2 protein-coding genes are annotated in these 2,923 nt (G+C 41.8%); both read right to left on the bottom strand.

Annotation, left to right across the window (positions count from 1 at the left end; genetic code table 11):
* Window positions 1–162 precede the first annotated feature (162 nt).
* Window positions 163–1,422, bottom strand: coding sequence for a putative HlyD family type I secretion protein (locus B5D35_RS23295; RefSeq protein WP_078754782.1), 1,260 nt, complete (start codon window positions 1,420–1,422; stop codon window positions 163–165).
* 21 nt (window positions 1,423–1,443) lie between these two features.
* A partial coding sequence (locus B5D35_RS23290) for a peptidase domain-containing ABC transporter (protein ID WP_078754781.1) occupies window positions 1,444–2,923 on the bottom strand: 1,480 nt, incomplete at its 5' end.

Below are 2,923 nucleotides of genomic sequence, written 5' to 3'. Positions count from 1 at the left end.
TGCATCAATGAAAAGCAATATCAATGGGCTATGCTCGAATACCAGAAGCTGACGCATTCATCAGGGTTGGGCGAATTATGAGGGGATCCTTCAGATTGAAAATAACAAATCCATTTGTGTTTTTCTTTGCCTATCACGAAACGCATATAGGCGTTAAAAACTTCAATTTAAGTGCGGATCAACGATCGTCTTATGCATGCCACGAGTAATTGGGTTTAATGCATAACTCAAAATCGTTCGCTTATCTCGACCAAATACGATTGACACATTCTGACCATCAAAGAAACCAAAGTCCTTAGGGAGGTTCTTCATTTTATTGTCTTTAATGTCCATATAGACTTCATAAAACTCCCCTTTCCCTTCTTCTTGTTGAATCTCGGTGTTGTAACTTCGGTACTCCCCAATTAGGTGGCCGTAGTTATTCTCAGGGAACTCTGAAAATATGACTTTTGACTCATTAGCAATGCGTGCCCATGTTAAATGGTCGATAGGAACGTTTGCTTTCACTCTTGCAGATTTCCCTGACTTCTCTAACGACATGATCGGTTTTCCTGGTTCTACCCAAGTGCCGGGTATAATATTGAGAAGCGTTGTTATAACGCCGTCATCCGCAGCAAAAACCTGCTCATTATTAAGTAATTGTTTTATTTCTTGTAAGGCAGATTCATTGGCTACCAGCTTCGCATGTGCATGGCCAAGGCTACGCCTCCACTCGATATACTTTCCACTCCGATATTGGTCTATTTCCAATTTAACCTTGGCTGTCTCAGACGCAACACTCTCAATTTTGATTTGTGCAGATTTGATATCCTGTTGAACTGATGCAAGTTCTTTTTGTATTTCTAGCTGTCTAGTTTGTTCATTTTCAAATGCTTGTTTGTTTTTCATGATTAGCATTATTTCAAGGTAATTCTCCTCAACTCGCTTTGCATCAATCAGGGAGTCAAGGGATCGACGTTCCACTTGTAGACGTTCAATCTCATTTTCTTTAAGTGCTAAATTGCTTTTAAAGTCCGTTACGATTTCCTTATGAAGCGTATTAACCTTATTATTATCAATATTTAAAAGACCCAACATTACGGAATACGCTTCCGTTTTTTCTTCTAGCATAGCGTTTTCTTTTTTGAGTCTTTCATGGCGCTTTTTACCATCACTTAGATCAAATGCGATGAGAAGGTCACCTTTCTTAACGTTTTGACCTTCCGTCACATTAATCAGTGCCACTTTCATTTTCTTACTTGGCGTGAAATATTGATTTTCACCAACCAACTCAATTTTCCCCACCGCAGTAACACCAACGTCAACATATGAAAAACGCATCCAGATAAAAAGGCATGCAAATAACAGCAGTACAAAAATGCCTATCTTTCTCAGGTACGAAGGCGTCTGAGCCGTTGATATATCCACCAGCTTACTGTTCATAATATGTGTCCCTATTTTCCGTTACATCGACTGGGCTGCCCAGAGCTCGCGGTATCGTGATCCTTCTTTCTCAAGCAACATATTGTGTTTACCTTGCTCAACGAGTTTGCCTTTATCCATGACAAGGATGTTGTCTGCAAATTTCAAGTTTGAAAGTCGGTGTGTGATGAATATAACGGTACAATTTCCTTTTAATTGCTTAAGGTTACGTAAGATAGCCACCTCAGCCTCGGCATCAAGTGCAGAGGTTGCCTCATCTAAAAGAAGAAGTTTTGGCTTACCGTAAACAGCTCTTGCTAAACCTATACGTTGGATTTGCCCACCCGAGAAGTTTCCGCCTGACTCATCAACTTGTGTATTCACACCATCACTGAGCCCGTCGATGAACTCCATTGCTTGCGCAAAATTCAATGCGCTAATAACGTCGTTGCTCTCGTACTGTCTACCTGCAACAACATTGTTCACTAGGCTGTCTTTAATCACGGGGGCATTTTGCGGTAGCACCCCTATTTGCTTTCTAAGATCATGGGCCGCAAGGCTTCGCAGTTCGACATCACCGAAACGAATCAACCCCGAGTAGTTGCGGTTAATCCCTTGCAATAACGAGGCTAATAGCGATTTACCGGCACCAGAGCTTCCGACAATGCCAATGAAATCACCAGCTTTCATCGTGAACGACACATCGTCGAGTAACTTCTTGCCAGAATCCGGCAAAATAAGTGACAGATTTGACACTTCAACGTCGCCACTAATCTGCGTCGTACGTCCACTCGACGCTTCTGTATCGCCTTTCATGACGTTCGATAACATGTCAATTGACAGGTTTACCTTCTGAACATGGTGAACAAGCGTTGCGAGTTTTATCGTAGGCTGAGTCACCTTGCTAACAAGCATGTTGAAAGCCACCAATGTACCAACTGAAAGGTTACCGGCATAAATTTCCGTCACGCCGATAAACACAATCACAATCGTCAGAAGGTTCTGACATCCCTGAAGTGCGAGGCCAATATTGGCATCAAAACGATTGAGCTTATAATCGCTCTCAATGCTATTAGATGCCCTGTCGTGCCAATTCAATAAGCGACTTTTCTCCATATTTACTGATTTGATCATCGATAAACATTGGATCGTTTCTACAATGAATGACTCTCTTTTCGCCTCTGATGCGTAGAGTTCATCGAGACACGCACGATAGTGCTTCATCGAAAAACCCAAAATGCAGGCCAATGCTACGCAAAACGCAAGGACAGCGACAAACAAGGTACCGCTTAAAAAGTACAATGCCGGAACAACAACAATCAGAGATACAATGTCAAAAACAATGCTGGTCAAGTTGTGAGAAAAGAATTGTCTTATTTGGGACGTCTGATTAACGTGCTTGTTGAGTACACCTACCTGAAATTTTTTCACATGTAGAAGGGCTTTGTTGCTTAAATCGATGGAACTAAATCTAGAAGCTACGATCTGATCGGCTACACCCATCAATCGTCGTAGTCTCATG

The organism is Enterovibrio nigricans DSM 22720 (assembly GCF_900167155.1).
GTDB lineage: Bacteria > Pseudomonadota > Gammaproteobacteria > Enterobacterales > Vibrionaceae > Enterovibrio > Enterovibrio nigricans.
Note: the sequence above shows the minus strand (reverse complement) of the source record. Positions and strands in the feature narration are given on the sequence as shown.

Coding starts and splice junctions, on each gene's coding strand:
- B5D35_RS23295 (WP_078754782.1), bottom strand. CDS start 1,422: ATGAACAGTAAGCTGGTGGATATATCAACGGCTCAGACGCCTTCGTAC.